Here is a 17,669-nt window from a genome sequence, read left to right on the forward strand (position 1 = left end):
CGTTGAATCATGAACGTTTGTCTCCCATTGCCGATTAGCCCGTTCGATCCTGGGGAGTTTGGGCGTCGCGGGCTTCTCCCGCTTGACAATACATGACAGGCACTTATCATTCTATGTCGATCTTCTTCGCCAGCTCCCCCGATGTCGTTACTTGTCCGCGCTGCGGCCCTCACCAATTTCAGCGAGGTCGCTCGTGCCGCCGGGCTGGATCCGGTGCGGATGCTCTTTGACGCAGGGATAAGTCCGAGCGTACTGCGCGAGCCGGACCTCATGATTCCAGTCGAGCGTTTCGGACGCCTGCTCCAGGCGTCCGCAACCATGTCAGGCAACGAGAGTTTCGGGCTGTGCATGGCCGAGTCGCGCCTATTGTCCAATCTTGGGGCGGTAGGATTACTGATCCGCGACCAGGCAACGCTGCGCGACTCGCTTAGCATGCTGATGCGCTACCAAGCGATGCTCAATGGTGCGCTGTCGCTGGCGGTCGAGGAATGCGGCGAGCTGGTCATTATTCGCGAGGCGGTAATAGCTGGGAACGCACATCAGCCAACACGCCAAAGGGTTGAACTGGCGCTAGGGGTCATGGTGCGGTTGATACGCCAACTCCTCAAGCCCGACTGGGAGCCGCGGCGCGTATGCTTCGAGCACCCGGCGCCGCGCGACCTTAGTGTGCACCAACGGTTTTTGGCCCTCACGTCGAGTTCGACTACGATTTCAACTGCATCATCTGCGCGAAGGCCGATCTCGATGCACGCAACCCGTCGGCCGATCCGGCCATGGTGCGCTATGCACAGCAGTTGATAGACGCGTCTGCCATGTCGCAGCAGGCGACAATGCTTGAGGACGTGCGGCGCACGATCCTGCTTCTGTTGCCCAGTGGGCGCTGCAGCATCGAACAGGTTGCCGAGCACCTGGGCGTGGTGTGCCGCACGGTCCAGCGCCGGCTGGCGGAACAGGGGCAGAGCTTCTCGTCGATCGTCAACGACATCCGCATGGAGCTTGCGACGCGTCAAGTCATCGAGAGCGATCGTCCGTTGACCGAGGTGGCGACCCTACTCGGTTTTTCCGCGCCAAGCGGATTCTCGCGCTGGTATCACGCGCAATTCGGCTGCAGCCCCAAGGAGAGCAGGGCTGCTCGCGGCGCCGTGCACTGACAGACAGCACCTCAGCGGGCGAGCAGTGCATAAACCTTCATAAGGCTGATGTGGGGTTGCGCGAAGATGTCGCGCAACCCTGAACGGATGCGCTACGCTGGTCAGCCTTCTACGTGGGGGTGACCCTGGCGATCATATGCGTCAGTTCGATGCCGCCCGGAAGGACCTGGCACGCAACAGAAAATCAACGGTATCGCCATGCTTGTCCACCGCGCGATAGCGATATTTCCACTCGCCTCTAAAGACCGGGTCATCCCACCGAACGCTTACAGCGACAGATCCCACCTGTTCAGCGGATGACTGTCATGAAAAGGCAAGTTCAGGGCGCGCAAGGTAAAGCGGGAAGTGGCGCCAGGCCAGATGATTGCTTAAGCACTACTCCCAACCGGGAGAGGCCACAGGCGGCATTCTCAAGCCGCCTGTGGCAATGATGATATTTGATACAAAACAGGAGACAACATGGCGAAAGTCGTTAAATTTTACGAAACGGGCGGGCCCGAGGTCCTTCGTTTTGAGGACGTTGGCGTTGGTGAACCGGGCCCGGGAGAGGTCCGCGTCCGCCACGTGGCCGTGGGTCTGAATTTTGCTGACACCTACTTCCGCGGCGGTACTTATCAGGTTCCGCTGCCCAGCGGCCTCGGCAATGAGGCCGCCGGCGTAGTCGAGGCCGTCGGTGCCGGGGTAACCCATCTGGCGGTCGGCGACCGTGTGACCTATACGGGCTTCATCAACACGCTGGGCGCCTACAGCACTGAGCGGCTGATCTCTGCTGCACCGCTGATCAAGCTGCCTGAGGCAATCAGTTGCGAAGCCGCGGCGGCCATGACCATGCGGGGCCTGTCCGCCGCCTACCTGGTGCGCCGGATCTACCCCTTCAAGGCGGGCGATGCCGTGCTGCTGCATGCCGCGGCAGGTGGTGTCGGCCTTATCGTTTCGCAATGGGCCAAACTGCTGGGGCTGACGGTGATCGGCACGGTTTCTACCGATGCCAAGGCTGAAGTGGCGCGCGCCCACGGCTGCGATCACACGATCAACTACAGCCATGAGGACGTGGCCAAGCGCGTGCGGGAGCTGACGGACGGAGTGGGTGTGTCCGTGGTTTTCGATAGCGTGGGCAAGGCCACCTTCATGTCCTCGCTGGACTCCCTCAAGCGCCGCGGCCTAATGGTCTGCGTGGGTACCGCTTCCGGCACGATCCCGCCGTTCGATCCGCAAATTCTGGCCCGCAAGGGCTCGCTGTACCTGACCCGCCCGGGCCTGGCCGACTATATCGCCGATCCTGCCGAAAAGGCCGAACTGGTTGATGAGCTGTTCGGCCATGTGGCGGCAGGCCGCATCCGCATCGAGATCAATCAGCGCTATGCCCTGGAGGACGCGGTGCAGGCACATCGGGACCTGGAGGCTCGAAAGACCACCGGCTCGTCCATTTTCGTGATTTGAGTCTTCCCCGCGAGCCGTGTCGCAGAAGAGCGCCGCGATCTTGCGAACGGTAGCGGTGGTGGTGATCGCCTTGCGGTCGCCGATCCGCGCTTCGGAAAAATGACAGCCACTATGACCGTGCTCTCGATAGCCTGAGCCGGTGGAAATTGCTTGTCGCACAGTTGGTTGGCGAGGCAGGCAACAAGTAGCAGGCTGGCTAATAGTTAAAATACATGGGGACGACAATGTCAGTACTGAAAAAGCTGGTCGCAGTCACGGTGTGCGCCGAGGCAGTCATTGCCTTGTGCGCGCCAGGCCCGGTGCAGGCACAGGCAGCCTGGCCCGCGCGCCCGATTCAAATGATCGTGCCGTCGTCTCCCGGATCTGGAACCGACGCGCTGGCGCGGGTCATGGCGCAGCGTCTTTCCGAATCGCTGAAGCAGGCTGTGGTCGTGGAGAACCGGCCGGGCGGCAGCGGGGTGATCGGGACTAACGCCGTCCTCAAGGCGGCTCCGGATGGCTACACGATTCTCTACACAACGGCAAGCAACATGGTGGTTGCGCCGGCTGTCATGAAGTCCATTTCCCAGGAGGCGAGAAAGAGCCTCGTGCCGATCGCGCAGACAGCTGTGGGTGGGGTGTTGCTGCTGGTGAGCCCGGATCTGCCGGTGCACGACTTGCCTGGACTCATCCAGTATGTGAGGGCGAATCCGGATAAGTACAGCTATGGCAGCTGGGCCACCGGGTCGTCCGCGCATTTGACGATGGAGTGGTTGAAGAATCAGACTGGCATGAAGACCGAACACGTCGCATATCGGACATCCAGTCAACTGCTCACCGAGCTTTCCTCGGGTGTGCTGAAGATCGGCTGGACCGATCCCAGCGTGGCGGTTCCTTTCCTGCGTTCCGGGAAGGTGCGCGGCATTGCCATTGTGGGCAACGTGCGGTCTCCCCAGCTTGCCAACGTCAAGACGTTGGCGGAACAGGGCTACAAGTTCAATACGGTGGGATGGTTCGGCATGTTCGCGCCGGCCGGAACTAATCCGGCGACCGTGAAGCGGCTGTCCGATGAGGTCAACAAGGTGCAGGCCTTGCCGGAGATCGCGGACCTGATGAAGAAACTGAACTTCGAGCCACCCCCGGTAAAGTCCTCCGCGCAGTTGGCCGAGGTCGTCAAGCACGATCTGCAAGTCTGGACGACGATCGCCAACGACGCAGGGATCAAAGTCGAAGAATGAAATGTGTCGTGCGCGGCCTTGCGGCCTGCTAGGGAGTATCGTTATCGCGCGGTGGGCAAGCATGGCGATACCGTTGATTTTCGGTTGCGTGCCAGCCGGGACTACGCCGCCGCACGGCGCTTCTTCGACAAGGCGATTGACCGGAACGGCGCCCCCGAGACGGTGATCATCGAAGGCAGCACCGCCAATTAGTGTTGGCCCAATCCTCGCAAGCGAAGGGAACAATTTTGACCCATTCGCCGCCATAGTCGGCCAAGCAAGGTCCGCAAGCGCTTGTGAAGCCGAAAGTCCCGGAAGTTGCTGTCGCCAACCTCGCCATCCAACCAGGTTCATCGTCCACCGGCCAGTTCTTTTGCATTCCGTCCAGTCTCAGTCCAAGGTCATGGAAAGTTAGCGGAAACCGGATCGAAGGATGTGGGCAATCGCAAGATTGGCCGGTCGCTTGCTGCGCCAGCATCATGCTTCCAGGTTGACGGCCGTATGTGCCTTGACGGGGGCTCACCGGACAGGGCGCCGCGTTGTTGTCACGAAGAGTCAAGTTCGAGACATCCAATGTAAAGCGGGAAGTGGCGCGAGGACAGATGATTCACACGTTGTATTCGCATTTCAACTTGGAGATCCATCATCATGAACTTCCTTGACGGCCACCTGTATCCCGAGAACCAGCAGCCGCTGATCATCACAGCCGCTCCCTATGCGCCGGGCTGGATTCCCTCAGACTTCCCGGAAGATATCCCTATCACCATGGAGGAGCAGATCCAGAAGGCGGTGGATTGCTACGAAGCCGGTGCGAGAGTGCTGCATCTGCATGTGCGTGAGCCCGACGGCAGGGGCAGCAAGCGCTTGTCCATGTTCAACGAGCTGATCGCCGGGGTGCGCGCTGCCGTGCCAGAAATGGTCATCCAAGTGGGGGGCTCTATCAGCTTCGCGCCGGAAGAAGGCCAGGGTGCCAAATGGCTTAGCGATGACACGCGGCATATGCTGGCTGAACTCGATCCGAAGCCCGACCAGGTGACGGTGACCGTCAACACCACGCAGATGAATGTAACGGAGCATGCTGGGCTGGATGACTTCAAGGGAGTTTCGCGGGGATTCCCGCACCTCTATAACACCTACAGGGACATGATCGTGCCCTCGAATCCCAGCTGGGCCGAGGAGCACATCCGACGTTTGACAGCCGCTGGAATCCAAAGTGAGTTTCAGTGCTACAACATCAATAGCTTTGAAACGATTGAGCGGATGATTCGCCGCGGCGTTTACAAGGGGCCACTGGTGATGAACTGGGTGGCTATCAGCGGCGGCATGGATCAAGCGAACATCTACAACCTGGCAAACTTCCTGCGTGCTGCGCCGGACGGAGCCGTGATTACGGTGGAGAGTTCGGTGCTAAATGTGCTGCCCGTGAATATGATCGGCATGGCCTTGGGCCTGCACGTGCGGTGCGGCATCGAGGATGTACTTTGGAACCAGACCCGCACGGGAAAGATGAGCTCCGTCGAGCAGATCAAGCAATTAGTGCGTATCGCCGGCGAATTCGGTCGCCCCATAGCGACAGCGAAGCAGACACGAGAGATCTTGAAGCTTGGGGTCTTCTACGACACCGTGGAAGAAACGCTTCAAGCCAATGGCTTCGCACGCAATCGTAACGGTGGCAACCAAGGATTCCTGCGTAAGCCAGACTAAAGCCTTGGGGGGAATGACAGCATATGCTGTATGAGGCGACCAGCATTTTCTAGAGACGGACTCAAGCTGAAGTTGAAGTTTCCCCCATCGAACGGACTCCTAACATTTCAAAAAATGAACTAGAGGAGAAGAGTCAATGAGATCGTTCAGCAAACTGAGCAAGCTTAATCATGCACTCATCGCTGCGGGCGCAATCTGCGCCGGCAGCGCACAGGCACAGAACAGTGTGACGCTGTATGGCGTGGCGGATATGAACATTGAGTTCGCCAACCATATCGGCGCCGTTCCCAACGCAGCCAACAAGTTCAATGCGGGCCCGTCCAACAATGTCTACCGCATGAACTCCGGCGGCCTGTCCGGTTCGCGTTGGGGCTTGCGCGGCGCGGAGGATCTTGGCAATGGGGTGAAATCCGTTTTCGTTCTGGAAAGCGGCTTTAACCTGGATAGCGGCACGTCGCAGCAAGGCGGCCGCCTGTTCGGTCGCCAGGCCTACGTGGGCATCAGCACGCAGTTTGGCCAGGTGACCTTCGGCCGTCAGTACACTTCGATGTTCGAGAGCATCGCGAACTTCGTGCCGGCTGCCTTTGCCACGCAGTATGAACCGATCGTGATGCTGACCGGCGCGAACTTCCGCGAGGACAACACCATCAAGTACTCCGGCCAGTTCGGGCCGGTGTCCGCACTGGCGCACTGGTCCTTCGGTACCGGCCTGGCGTTGCCGACGATGGTGGCCAACGGCCCGCTCCTCGGCGGCAACGGCGAAGTACCGGGCCAGTTCCGCCGCGACACCGCCTATGGCGCGGCTCTGACCTACATTTCCGGTCCTGTCGGTGTGGCCGTTGCTTACGACCAGTTCAATCCGACCATTTCCAACCCGTTAACTGCTGCTGCCCTCGGCAGCGGCAGCTTCAAGAAGGCGACGGTCGCGGGAAGCTATGCGTTCGGCCCGGCAAAGATCATGGGCGGCTATCGCTGGGGCCAGAACAAGGACCAGAATGGCAGCCTGATCGAGCGCGACGACTTTTACTGGATCGGTGCCAACTACCAGGTGACGCCGGCGCTCGGCCTGACGCTTGAGTACAACTACGACAACGTCAAGAGCTTCTTCGCCAGCAAGTCGGTGCCGAACCCATGGCAGGTTGCGTTTATCGCGGACTACACGCTTTCCAAGCGGACTGATGTCTACCTGACCACGGCATATGCAAAGAATGCGGGTCTGGGACTGGATTCTGCGATGATCGGCTACGCGAACAGCCTTTCCCTTGGCAATAGCTACACGCTAGCCAGCGGCCAAAGCAATATGCTCGGTGTCGCCGCAGGTATTCGCCACAAGTTCTAAAGACAGCCCAACGGCATGTGACAAGGTCTTATTTGCGCAGTGGTGCAGGCAGTCCTGCGGAATGCTCGCGTGCATGCATCATAGGCTCGTTGTGCTGCCTCGGCGGCCTGCAACGCAAGGGCCTCGCCACCTTGGTGACGGGGCTTTTTTTCCTTGCTGATCGTCAAACCGCGGGATGCAGCCTCGCGCAGGCCGATGGCCGAGTTCGACCCAAAGGAGTTCAGTCATGATTGACCGGACGTATCGGCGTCGAAGGCCTTCATAACAAGAGCGGCCATCAATCCGGCCCCGAGGCAAGGCTCCTTGTGCAAGCCATCGAGAGGTTTGCATAATCGGCTCAGTGTCCGAGGATGTCGCCGAGGAATGCCCGGGTGCGTTCGTGCTTCGGGTTTTGGAAGGACTGTGCAAACGGCGAGCATGGTTGTCCAAGGCGAGCATCCCCCTGACGACAAAAATGCAATTAATCGCCAGGATTCCTACCTCAACCTTAAACTGAGAAGGGCAGTTCAAGGTTTATCCGTTACCGGTGAAGATTCCAGAGGTCGAAGTCACGGTCCATTGGCATGAGAGCTTCAACAATGACGAAGGTAGCCGGTGGCTGCGTGAACTGATCATCGAAACCTTGAGGGAATAGTTCGGACAGGAGGCCACCCCAACAGCACGGCGGCGGGCCAGTCTTGCGACGAAAGGCAAGGGGGCATTTAATTACCTGGAGGACGTCCAGGGAGGCTCCCATGGCGCGCTGCACAAATTGTGGGTTCGAGAATGCCGTTGGCGCTAATTTTTGTGAGCAGTGCGGCAACCGGCTCCCGCGCCTCTGCGCGCGCTGTGGCCACGAACTGAGTCCGACGGCGCGCTTCTGCAGTGCCTGCGGCGAGCCCGTCAGTGAATTGCCGCAACCCTCCGCCGCCGCGCCCGTTCATTACACGCCGCCGCACCTGGCCGAGCGTATCCGGGCCGAGCAGGCCGCGCTGGAAGCCCGGGGAGAGAACTCTGGCGAACGCAAGACAATCACCGTCCTGTTTGCCGACATGGCGGGCTCGACCGCCCTGATCCACGACCGGGACCCGGAGGAGGCCGATCACCTGATCACCCCCGTCATCGAGCTGATGATGGAGGCCGTGCACTACTACGAGGGGTACGTGGCCAAGTCGTTGGGCGACGGCATTCTCGCGCTGTTCGGCGCGCCTATCGCGCATGAGGACCATACCCAGCGCGCATTGTTCGCGGCGCTTCGCATGCAGGAGGCGATGCGCCGGCACGGCGACCGGCTCCGGCTGGAGCAGGGCATCTCGCTGCAGATCCGGGTGGGCGTCCACACGGGCGAGGTGGTCGTGCGCTCGATCCGCAAGGACGACCTGCACACTGACTATGATCCGGTGGGGCACACGATCCACATTGCCGCGCGGATGGAGACAATGGCCGCGCCCACGTCCATTCTCGTCAGCGAATCCACCCACAAGCTCGCGGAGGGGTATTTCGAGTTCAAGGCGCTGGGAGACGCCCAGGTCAAAGGCATCCCCAAGCCGCTCGTGGTCTATGAGGTGCTGGGTCTCGGGGCGTTGCGCACGCGCCTGCAGGTGGCGGCTCACCGCGGCCTGGCTCGCTTCGTCGGCCGCGAAGCCGAACTGGAGGCGCTGCACCTGGCGCTGGACCAGTCCGTGGCCGGGCACGGGCAGATCGTCGCGGTGGTGGGGGAGGCCGGCGTCGGCAAGTCGCGGCTGTTCCACGAGTTCAAGGCGCGCTCGCAGGGCGGAGCCCTGGTGCTGGAGACTTTTTCGGTCTCGCATGGCAAAGCCTTTGCCTATCTGCCCCTGATCGAGCTCCTGAAGAACTACTTTCAGATCACCGCCCAGGACGACAAGCGGCGATGCCACGAGAAGGTCACGGGCAAGGTCCTCACGCTGGAGCGCAGCCTCGAGGACCTCATGCCCTACCTGCTCTATCTGCTGGGTATCGGCGAGCCCGGCTCGGCGTTGGCGGACATGGGCGCCGGCCTTCGGCGCGAGCGCACGTTCGAGGCGATCACGTGCCTGCTGAAGCGAGAAAGCAAGAATCAGCCCATTGAGCTGCTGTTCGAAGACCTGCAATGGCTGGATAGCGAGACAGAAGCCTTTCTCGCCTACCTCGTCGAGCGGGCGGCGGACGCGCGGATTCTCCTGCTTGTGAACTACCGCGCCGAGTATCAGTCCGCCTGGGTCAGGCAGGACAATTGCACGGAATTGCGGCTCGCCCCGCTCGGTCCTGCCGAGGCGCAAGGCCTGCTCGGCGTCTTGTTGGGCGATGACCCCGGTCTCGGGCCACTCAAGCAGCTCATCCTGGAAAAGACCGAGGGCAACCCCTTCTTCATGGAGGAGGTCGTCCAGACCCTCGCCGAGGAAAAGGCGCTGCTCGGTGAGCCCGGCCGGTACCGCATCGAAAAGACCCCGGCCGCGCTGCATATTCCGACCACGGTACAGGGCGTGCTCGCGGCGCGCATGGATCGGCTGCCATCCGCGCAGAAGGAACTGCTGCAGACCCTGGCCGTGATCGGCAAGGCATTCCCGTTGAGCCTGATCCGGCAGGTCACCGGGCAGCCGGAAGACCGTCTGTATCCGTTGTTGGCCGGTCTGCAGGCCGGAGAGTTTATCTACGGGCAACCCGCCTTTCCGGAGGTGGAGTATGCGTTCAGGCACGCGCTGACTCAGGAGGTCGCGGGCAACTCCCTGCTCTCGGAACAGCGCGGCGCATTGCATGAACGCACGGGGCGGGCCATCGAGGCCCTCTTCCATCAGCAGTTGAAAGACCACTGCAGCGAACTGGCCCATCACTACAGTCACAGCGGCAACATCCCCAAGGCGGTGGAGTACCTGCATTGCGCCGGGCGTCAGGCCGTTGAGCGTTCGGCGCATCTCGATGCCATCCGCCACTTGAGTACGGCTTTGGAACTGCTCGAGCGCCTGCCCGACACGCCGGAGCGCGCACACCAGGAGCTTGCATTGCGCGTCACGCTGGGTCCCGCCCTGATTGCCGCGACAGGTTATGCATCGCCGGAGGTGGAGGCCACCTATACCCGGGCGCTGACCTTGTGCGAACTCGGCGGTAACACCGCTGAGCGCTTCGAGGTGAAGTTGGGAATGCGCGCATTCTATTCGCTGCGTGCGCAGCACGAGACCGCGTATGCGCTAGGGGAGGCGCTGCTCAGGTTGGCCGAGGACGCGCAAGACACGGCGTTGCTTGGACAGGCGCACATTGGGCTGGGAGGCACTTCGCTCTTTCTGGGCGAGTTCCACAAGGCGCGGGCGCACCTGGAGCGGGGGCTTGCACACTATGAACCTGAAGGGATTGCCCCTGACGCACTGTTCGGGCTGGATCATGGGGTCCGTGGCCGCAGCCTCCTGGCATGGGTCTTATGGCTTCTGGGTTTTCCGGCGCAAGCCAGCCAGGCCACCCAGGAGGCACTGACGCTGGCCCGGAAGATTTCTCATCCTTTCAGCCTCGCACTCGGACTGGCCTTTGCGGCCGAGCTGCATCAGTGCCGGCGCGACGCACAATTGACCAGGGAGTGCGCCGAAGCCGCCATCACGCTCTCGACCGAACAAGGGTTTCCCTTCTGGCTCGCATGGGGCACCATCCTGCGGGGCTGGGCGTTGGCCGAGCAGGGGAGCCGTGAAGAGGGCATCGTCCAGATCCGCCGTGGCCTGGCCGCCTACCAGGCCACGGGGGCCGAGCTGGGCCGGCCGTATTTCCTGGCCCTGCTGGCCCAAGTCTATGAGGACGCCGGACAAACCGAGGCCGGACTCGACGTGCTGGCCGACGGGCTGTCCATGGTCGGCAATACGCGGGAACATTACTATGAAGCGGAACTGCATCGGCTCCAGGGGGAATTGCTTCTCCATCGCCCGGGCGGGTCCGCCGACCCCGAAGCGGCGGAAGCGTGTTTTCATCGGGCCATCGCGATCGCCCGGCAGCAAGGCGGGAAGTCGCTTGAGCTGCGCGCGGCGCTGAGCCTCGCCCGGCTATGGGAAAACCAGGACAAGGCGGAAGCCGCGCGGCGAACGCTGGCCCGGCTTCACGCGTCCTTCACGGAAGGGTTCGACACCGCCGATTGGCAGCAGGCCAAGGCCCTGCTGGATGCCGCGCGACCCTCCGGCCAGCAAGACTGAGGAGCACACTGGCCCGCGGGCGCATCCACCGCGGGGGTTCTGAGCCGGCTTTGAGCGCGCCGCCGAAGCACTCAACTCACGCGGCACCTTCAAGCAGGGCAATGATTTCTTCCGGCCCCTTGAACTTGCGCGGATTGCTGTGGGTCCAGCGGTCCAGCAAGGCGTTGCGGGCAACCAGTTCGAAATCCTTGCGCTCCACGCCGACCTTGTGCAGGCGGTTCGGCATCTCGAGGGCGTCGATCAGCTCGGCCACCAAGTCCGCGGTTTCACGGCTGGCATCGCCGAGCGCCTCGCTCAGCAGCTTCTGCTTTTCCTCGGTCACCGGCTTGTTAAAGCGCAGCACGCTCGGCAAGGTCACGCAGGTGCAATGGCCGTGCGGTACATGGAAGGTACCCGCGAGCACGTGGCCGATGCCGTGGCTGGCACCCATCGGCACCAGCGACCACATGCCCATCTGGGACAGCCACATGCCGGCCTGCGCGTCGGCGCGCGCCTCCATGTCTCCGGGATCCTTCTTGGTACGCTTGAGCGCATCGGGCAGCGTGCGCAAGGCCTGCAGCGCCGTCCCGTCCACGAAAGGACTGCCATAGGGCGAATAGAACGATTCGACCGCATGGTCGACCGCGCGCATGCCGGTGGACAGCCACAGCCCAAGCGGCGTATGCCGGGTCAGCACCGGATCGAACACCACCGTGCGCGGGATCATGAGCGGGTTGCGGATGCTCTGCTTGAGTTTCTTGACAGGATCGTTGGAGCCGCCGCTTTGGTGGAATTCGCCGCCCGACAAGGTCGTCGGTACCGCGATCTGCCGGACCTTGGGCCCGCGGAAAACCGGCGCCTCGACCACGCCGGTGACCGGGTCTGTCTTGAGGCGGAACGGCTCGAACTGGTCGAGCTCGGTGATATTGTGCTCGAGGCACAGCTGCAAGTTCTTGCCCGCGTCCGTGATCGAGCCGCCGCCCACCGTCACGATCAGGTCGGCATCAGCGGCGCGCGCCACCGCCGCGGCTCGCAGCACGGCGTCGCGAGGGATATGGGCCGGGATGTCGTCGTAGATGGCGGCGAAATTCGCGCCCAGCGCATCGCGCAGCTTGTTGATCTCGTCGGTCTTGTTGTTGAGCGTGTTGCTTACCAGCAGGAATACCCGCTTGGCGCCGAGCCGCTCCACCTCCTCCAGGACGACGTCGACAAAAGGCCGACCGAAAAATACGCGCTCCATCGGAGGAATGCTGAATGAACCTTGTCTCATCGTGATCCTTTCCATCTGGGTTGGCCGGAGAGTCCGGCTGTGCAACAACATGGCGCAAGGCCGCCCCCGGCGAGGCGCTATCGCCTTGCCGCGGATTTACAAAGGAGATGCGAAGGGAAGCGTGCCGGGCTACGCCGCCAGGACCGCCGCCTCGACATTGCGAACTACATTGAGCAGGCGCGGGCCCCACTTATCGATGAGATCGCCCGGCGGCAACTGGTAGGAAGGCCCGCAGCAATTGAAACCCAGCACCGCCGTGCCGTCGGCCGAACGGTATGGCACGCCCACGGCGTTCACGTCCGTTTGCCATTCGCCGACGGACAGGCAAAAGCCCAGTTTCCGGAATGATTCCAGGCCGGCCTCGAGCGAGTCCCGGATCTGGCCGAACTCGGACGGCGCGCGCTGCGACAACTCGGACAAAAGCCCCTCCCGCTCGCTCTCGGACAGCCCGCAGTAATAGGCCCGGCCCATTGCCGAGGTCGCCAGCGGGACGCGCGAACCGATATTGAGGCGGAAGTTCTGGTTGGCCGCGCTCGCTGCGTTCTCGACATAGAGCATGGTGTGGCGATCGCGCATGCCGATGCCGACCGAAGCGGAGCAGCTGTCGGCCAGCTCCCGCATCAGCGGTCGCGCCAGCTGGCGGACCCGCATGGCGCCCAGCGCCGAAAAGCCCAGCGACACCACCCGCGCACCCAGGTAGAACTTGGCCTGCGCCTGCGCGTACTCGAGATAGCCATTGGCCAGCAGCGTGTGGGCAAGCCGGGAAACCGTCGCCTTCGGCAATCCCGTGCGCTCCACCAGGTCCTGGATGCCGAGGAAGCGTTCATTGGAGGGAAAGCAGTCCAGCAGCATCAATCCGCGCGCGAGCGCCGATACCTGCTCCTTGTCGGTCTCTTCGGTGTCTGGGGTTGTTGTTGCGGTCTTTGTGCTCACGTTCTCGGTCTTGTAAATGGAACATGTGTGCCATTATAGTTAGGCGAGACCCTTTTGCAAGGTGCTAATAAAGCACAAAATAACTTTAAAGAAAAGGATTGCCTTTGCGGCAGCGGATTGACAAAAATAAAGTGAAACTAGTGTTCCATTACAATACGTAGCCGCGAGAGGTCCACGATGTCCCAGCCGTTCTCCACCCCGATCACCGAAATGTTCGGTATCCGCCTTCCCATTGTTGCCGGCGGCCTGCAATGGCTGGCGGATGCCAATTACGTCGCCGCAGCCGCCCGTGCCGGGGTCATGGGGTTCATCACGGCCGCCAGCCTCCCCGACACTGCCGCGCTGCGCGACGAGATCGCGCGCTGCCAGGACCTGGCTGGCGGACTCCCTTTCGGCGTCAATGTGTCGATGCTGCCGGCGCCGGCGCCGGGCGAGCGTGTCGAGGAAACCTTCGACGAGGTGGCGCGCTCGGGCGTGCGCTTCGTGGAAACCTCTGGGCGCAACCCCGAGCCCTATCTGCCGATGCTCCACGCGGCGGGCATCAAGGTATTGCACAAGGCGCCGTCGCTGCGCCACGCGCTCAAGGCCCAGGCGGTCGGCGTCGATGCGGTGTCGGTCGTGGGGGCGGAATGCGGCGGGCACCCCGGGGTCGACCTGATCGGAAGCATGGTCCAGGGCGCGCTCGCCGGCCGCCAGCTCCGCATTCCGGTCTTGTTGGGTGGCGGCATCGGACTGGGCGCGCAAGTCATCGCGGCGCTGGCGCTCGGCGTTGGCGGCGTGGTCATCGGCACCCGCTTCCTGGTCGCCGAGGAGATCTGGGCCCACCGCGACTACAAGGAAACGCTGCTGCGCCTGCGCGAGACGGATACCGCGCTCATCATGCAAAGCGTGCGCAACACCGTGCGCGCATTGCACAACACCTCGACTGACAAGGTGCTGGAGCTCGAACGCACCCACGCCGGGGATTTCGAGATGCTGCGCCCCCATGTGGCGGGACTGCTCGGCCGCAAGGCCTACGAGACCGGGGACGCGAGCGTGGGTGCACTCTCCCTGGGGCAAGCCGTGACGTTCGCGGATCGCATCGAACCCCTCCACGACATCATTGCCCGCATGGAGTCCGAGATGTGCGCGGCACTGGACGGGCTCGGCCGGCTCCGGACGCCCGCCATGCGTGCCACGGCGGGCGCCGTGCCCGTCGGCTGAGATGGCGCTGCCACCTGACTACCCATTCCATAACGCCCAAGAGGCAAGGAGACAAAAGCCATGAACGTTCCGATCGCAAGGAGGATCCTTTGCATCGCCGCCGCGCTGGCCGGCGCCAGCCTGGCGCTCGGCCCCGCGCCGGCAGGGGCGGCCTACCCGGAAAAGCCGATCAGGCTGGTTGTGCCGTTCCCGCCCGGCGGCATCACCGACGTGCTGGCCCGGAACCTGGCCCATCACGCGCAGCAGGCCATGGGTCAGACCATGATCGTGGACAACCGCGCCGGCGGCAGCGGCGTGATCGGCACGGACGCGGTGGCGAAGTCGGTGCCCGATGGCTACACGGTGCTGCTGGCGGCGATCGGCCAGGCCGTGGTGAATCCTCACCTTCTCAAGAAACTGCCCTACAATGCCGCCGACATCAAGCCGGTCTCGCTCATCGCGCAAGGCCCCAATGTGCTCGTGGTGAACGCATCGAGCCCCTACAAGACGCTCGCCGACCTGCTCAACGCTGCAAAGAAGGCGCCGCAGACCATCACCTTCGGTTCGTACGGCAATGGATCCTCGCCGCACCTCGCCGGGGCCATGCTCAGTGAGCGCACCGGCGCCCAGTTCACGCACATTCCCTACAAGGGTTCGTCGCCGGCGATGAACGACCTGCTGGGCGGGCAGACCGCCTTCATGTTCGACAGCCTGATCACCTCCCTGTCTTATCTCAAGGCCGGCAAGCTGCGCGCGCTGGCCATCACCTCCACCGCGCGCAACCCGCTGATTCCCGATGTGCCGACCTTTGCCGAGGCCGGCGTGGCCAATTTCAGCATGGTCTCGTGGTACGGCATCTTCGTGCCCGGCAAGACCCCCACGGATGTCGTTGCCCGGCTGAACATGGAGATCGCTGACTTTGCCAGGACGCCGGCCATCCGCAAGCAGTTCGCCGACCAGGGTCTGGAACTGGTATCCAGCTCGCCTGCGGACTATGCGAGCTTCCTGGCGGCGGAAGACAGGAAATGGAGCGCCGTCATCAAGCAGGCCAACATCACTGCGGACTAACACCTCAACCGGGATACCCAGGCCATGCCCAACCAACTCACCGGAAATACGTCCACGCGCGAAGAAATCCAGCGCGCCTGCAATGCCGTCCTCGATGCCTTCATGCAGGCGCTGAACGACCACGATGCGGCGGCCATGGACCATTGCATGCACTTTCCCCACACCCGGCTGGCCAACGGCGGCACCGTCGTCTACGAGGCGCCCGGCAACAACCCGATGGACCTGTTCCAGCGGCTCGAGCAGGCGGACGGCTGGTCATACAGCCGCTGGGAATCGCGCGAGGTCGTGCAGTTCAACCCGCGCAAGGCACACGTCCTGCTGAGCTACACGCGCTTGCGCAAGGACCACAGCGTGATTGGCGTCTATGACTCGATGTACGTCATGACCCTGGAGGACAGCGGCTGGGGCATTCAGGCGCGCTCCAGCTTCGGGCCCTGAGCGACCTTTGAATCTCCACGAAGCGGGTTGCACATCCTGAGGTAGCAGTCGCGTCGGGACGCCATGACTGGGCGCGGTGTCCGGGCAAAACTTGCCCGGACGATCGCGCGTCTGACCCCTTAAGACCCTTAAGACCCGCGGTCGCTCTCAACGCACGCCTGGCCATCCAAATATTGGAGGGCGCGAACGGCGTCGTGATCTGTCATGAAAACTCTGCTTCGTGTGCGGCATGCCAGATCGAGTCTTGACGACCCGTCTTTGCCCGATCGGCAGCGTCCGTTGGACGATCGCGGCCGCCATGACGCGTCCAAGATGGGCAAGCGCCTGACTGATCGCGGGGTGCAGCCCGATCTGCTCGTGTCGAGCCCGGCGTTGCGTGCGCTGACCACGGCACAGCTCATCGCCGACGAGCTTGGCTACAAGCGCAAGGACATCGTCGTCGATGAACGCCTCTACGCCAGCAGCCCGGACAACTTGCTCGCCGTAATCTGCGCACTCGACGACAGGCTAGACCGCGTGATGCTCTTCGGCCACAATCCAGAGTTCACCGACCTCGCGCACCGGCTATCGAGCACGATCATAGAGATGCCCACATGCCCACATGCCCACATGCCCACATGCGCCGTCGCCGAGTTCCGCTTCGACGCAAAAGCGTGGGTGGATGTCGCGGAGATCGGCCCGGCGAAGGTGAGGATGGACGCGCCGAAGAATTAGTTCAGACTTCGTCGCTTCGGCTGCCAGTCCCATTGTCCCCACGCAAGCACTGCCAAGAATCGCCTCGCCGGCCGGATCGCTCGGCTGACCTTGTAAGCGGCCATGATGCGCCCGGCCGCTTTCGCAGCAAAGATGGCCTGGCCGATATCACGGCCGGAACTGGTGACTAGTGCCGCCTTGCCGTCAAGTGTTCCCGTGTTTCTTCTCCTGAATTTGCTTGGGCTTACAAATGGCGACGACTGCGTCGCCCAGAATCTTGGTTTCGCCATACTGGTTGGCGGTCAGGATTTCCACTTTGATACGGCGCTCGCTGTCGACTTCGAACTTCTCCGTCACGCGCCCGCTGCAGGTGATGCGGTGGCCGAGGTGCGTGATGCCGACAAAGCGCACGCCAAACTGGCGCAGCTGGCGCTGATCCACCCACAGCGTTAGCAGGCGGCCCAGATAGGCCATCGACAGCATGCCGTGCGCGAACACGTCGGGCATGCCGGCGCGGCGCGCAAAGTCGATATCGATATGGATCGCGTTGTGATCGTTCGAGGCGCCGGCAAACAGCGCCAGCGTAGTGCGGTTGATCGGCTCCAGCGTCAGCGGGGGCAGAGTGTCGCCAACCTGGACCTGGTCGAAGCTCAGATTGCTCGGATTGCGCATTCGGGTTCTCCGGTTCAGCTGTTGCGTTGCACGAGCACGCTGCGTAGGTCGGCTACGAGTTCGCCGTCCTGGTTGGTCACGCGCGTCTCGCGCACCACGAAGTCCAGCGCGCCGCCTTTCTTCTCGTAGATGTCGGTGATACGCGCTTGCAAGTGCAGCGTGTCGCCGGCATACGCCATGCGGTGGTAGGTAAAGGACTGCTCGCCGTGCAGGATGCGCTCGACCTCGAGGCCGAGTTCGTCAAGCCAGGCGTTCGGCGGCTGCACCAGTTCTAGCGAGAACAGGAAGGTGGGCGGCAGCGGCAGGCCCGGGTGGCCGGCGTCGCGCGCGGCAGCTTCGTCGAGATAGATCGGCCTCGTCTCGCCGGTGGCCTTGGCGAAGAAGCGCAGTTGACTGGCGGCGGCGGTGGTGCGGAAATCCGCAATCACCTTGCCGATGAATTTCTTGTCGATCATGGGA

General features: G+C 62.6%; 14 protein-coding genes and 3 pseudogenes. 11 read left to right on the plus strand and 6 right to left on the minus strand.

From position 1 onward, the window contains the following. The first annotated feature begins 141 nt into the window (after positions 1-141). Positions 142-1,151: pseudogene (locus OMK73_RS13480) on the plus strand (AraC family transcriptional regulator ligand-binding domain-containing protein). A gap of 165 nt (positions 1,152-1,316) precedes the next feature. Here the strand turns inward: OMK73_RS13480 and OMK73_RS13485 are convergent. After that, positions 1,317-1,418, minus strand: a pseudogene (locus OMK73_RS13485) (DDE-type integrase/transposase/recombinase); the annotation flags it as partial. Positions 1,419-1,610: 192 nt separating this feature from the next. Between OMK73_RS13485 and OMK73_RS13490 the strand changes: the two are divergent. From OMK73_RS13490 to OMK73_RS13500, 3 genes and pseudogenes are all read left to right on the plus strand, one after another. Then, the gene (locus OMK73_RS13490) at positions 1,611-2,591 is read left to right on the plus strand and encodes a quinone oxidoreductase family protein (protein WP_267602503.1); all 981 of its coding nucleotides are present in this window, start codon (positions 1,611-1,613) and stop codon (positions 2,589-2,591) included. 224 nt (positions 2,592-2,815) lie between these two features. After that, positions 2,816-3,808, plus strand: a complete 993-nt coding sequence (locus OMK73_RS13495) for a Bug family tripartite tricarboxylate transporter substrate binding protein (protein WP_267602504.1) — start codon at positions 2,816-2,818, stop codon at positions 3,806-3,808. Between the two features lie 33 nt (positions 3,809-3,841). Continuing rightward, positions 3,842-3,997, plus strand: a pseudogene (locus tag OMK73_RS13500) (DDE-type integrase/transposase/recombinase); the annotation flags it as partial. Here the strand turns inward: OMK73_RS13500 and OMK73_RS39130 are convergent. Next, on the minus strand, positions 3,997-4,131 hold the full coding sequence (locus OMK73_RS39130) for a transposase DNA-binding-containing protein (RefSeq protein ID WP_420715530.1): 135 nt from the start codon (positions 4,129-4,131) through the stop codon (positions 3,997-3,999). The pseudogene OMK73_RS13500 and the gene OMK73_RS39130 sit on opposite strands and share 1 nt — an antisense overlap. Before the next feature lie 304 nt (positions 4,132-4,435). Between OMK73_RS39130 and OMK73_RS13505 the strand changes: the two genes are divergently transcribed. The 3 genes from OMK73_RS13505 to OMK73_RS13515 all read left to right on the plus strand — a co-directional run bounded on the left by OMK73_RS13505 (position 4,436) and on the right by OMK73_RS13515 (position 10,975). Then, positions 4,436-5,491 carry a 3-keto-5-aminohexanoate cleavage protein gene (locus OMK73_RS13505; RefSeq protein WP_267602505.1) on the plus strand — a complete coding sequence of 352 codons (1,056 nt, stop codon included), beginning with the start codon at positions 4,436-4,438 and terminating at the stop codon, positions 5,489-5,491. Positions 5,492-5,627: 136 nt separating this feature from the next. Next, positions 5,628-6,830 carry a porin gene (locus tag OMK73_RS13510; protein ID WP_267602506.1) on the plus strand — a complete coding sequence of 401 codons (1,203 nt, stop codon included), beginning with the start codon at positions 5,628-5,630 and terminating at the stop codon, positions 6,828-6,830. Positions 6,831-7,564: 734 nt separating this feature from the next. Then, entirely contained in the window at positions 7,565-10,975 is a 3,411-nt protein-coding gene (locus tag OMK73_RS13515) for an ATP-binding protein (protein ID WP_267602507.1), read from the plus strand. Between the two features lie 76 nt (positions 10,976-11,051). Here OMK73_RS13515 and OMK73_RS13520 read toward each other — a convergent pair whose 3' ends face one another. Together OMK73_RS13520 and OMK73_RS13525 are read right to left on the minus strand one after the other, a co-directional pair. Further along, positions 11,052-12,194, minus strand: a complete 1,143-nt coding sequence (locus tag OMK73_RS13520) for an iron-containing alcohol dehydrogenase (RefSeq protein WP_267602508.1) — start codon at positions 12,192-12,194, stop codon at positions 11,052-11,054. Between the two features lie 159 nt (positions 12,195-12,353). Beyond that, positions 12,354-13,157 (minus strand): IclR family transcriptional regulator, encoded by an 804-nt coding sequence (locus tag OMK73_RS13525; protein ID WP_267602509.1) that lies wholly within the window; start codon positions 13,155-13,157, stop codon positions 12,354-12,356. A gap of 177 nt (positions 13,158-13,334) precedes the next feature. Between OMK73_RS13525 and OMK73_RS13530 the strand changes: the two genes are divergently transcribed. From OMK73_RS13530 to OMK73_RS13545, 4 genes are all read left to right on the plus strand, one after another. Further along, positions 13,335-14,360, plus strand: coding sequence for an NAD(P)H-dependent flavin oxidoreductase (locus tag OMK73_RS13530; protein WP_267602510.1), 1,026 nt, complete (start codon positions 13,335-13,337; stop codon positions 14,358-14,360). 60 nt (positions 14,361-14,420) lie between these two features. After that, positions 14,421-15,407 (plus strand): Bug family tripartite tricarboxylate transporter substrate binding protein, encoded by a 987-nt coding sequence (locus OMK73_RS13535; protein ID WP_267602511.1) that lies wholly within the window; start codon positions 14,421-14,423, stop codon positions 15,405-15,407. Between the two features lie 24 nt (positions 15,408-15,431). Then, complete coding sequence (locus tag OMK73_RS13540) at positions 15,432-15,845, plus strand: hypothetical protein (RefSeq protein WP_267602512.1); 414 nt, start codon at positions 15,432-15,434, stop codon at positions 15,843-15,845. A gap of 204 nt (positions 15,846-16,049) precedes the next feature. Further along, positions 16,050-16,559 (plus strand): SixA phosphatase family protein, encoded by a 510-nt coding sequence (locus tag OMK73_RS13545; RefSeq protein WP_267602513.1) that lies wholly within the window; start codon positions 16,050-16,052, stop codon positions 16,557-16,559. Between the two features lie 183 nt (positions 16,560-16,742). Here OMK73_RS13545 and OMK73_RS13550 read toward each other — a convergent pair whose 3' ends face one another. Together OMK73_RS13550 and OMK73_RS13555 are read right to left on the minus strand one after the other, a co-directional pair. Further along, positions 16,743-17,210: a MaoC family dehydratase gene (locus OMK73_RS13550; protein ID WP_267602514.1), complete on the minus strand. Its 468-nt coding sequence runs from the start codon at positions 17,208-17,210 to the stop codon at positions 16,743-16,745. Positions 17,211-17,224: 14 nt separating this feature from the next. Continuing rightward, on the minus strand, positions 17,225-17,665 hold the full coding sequence (locus tag OMK73_RS13555; RefSeq protein WP_267602515.1) for a MaoC family dehydratase N-terminal domain-containing protein: 441 nt from the start codon (positions 17,663-17,665) through the stop codon (positions 17,225-17,227). Positions 17,666-17,669: the final 4 nt, after the last annotated feature.

It is taken from the genome of Cupriavidus sp. D39, from assembly GCF_026627925.1.
Taxonomy (GTDB): Bacteria; Pseudomonadota; Gammaproteobacteria; order Burkholderiales; family Burkholderiaceae; genus Cupriavidus; species Cupriavidus ulmosensis.